Origin of the sequence: Faecalibacterium sp. DFI.5.82 (genome assembly GCF_029076575.1) — a bacterium.
In the GTDB taxonomy this organism is placed as follows: Bacteria; Bacillota; Clostridia; order Oscillospirales; family Ruminococcaceae; genus Faecalibacterium; species Faecalibacterium duncaniae.
Window position 1 is genome coordinate 1 of sequence record NZ_JARFIS010001134.1, and the last position, 288, is coordinate 288.

At 62.8% G+C, this 288-nt stretch carries 1 pseudogene; it reads right to left on the reverse strand.

Annotation, left to right across the window (positions count from 1 at the left end):
- A pseudogene (locus P0G09_RS20450) lies at window positions 1-288 on the reverse strand (Tat pathway signal sequence); the annotation flags it as partial.

Genomic DNA, 288 nt, shown 5'->3' on the forward strand with positions numbered 1-288 from the left:
CGGGTCCTGTAGCTCTCGGAGTGGGTGATGCGGATGGTTTTGGCCGCAGGGGCACCGGGAAGGTCGTTGGAGGCCGCGGTGCGGTAGTCGTCAAAGTGGAAGAAAGGCGTTTCGTTGGCGTAGGTCAGGCCGATGCCGGCATTACCGGCTGCCTGTTTGATCTCCTTGCCGGAGGTGAACTCGGTGGGTTCGTAGGCTACATTGCGGCCGCGGCTGTCACGGTGGGCAACGTGGGGGTGGACCGGCGTGTGGAAGTAACTCTTGCCGCCGATGTTCAGGCCGGAGTAA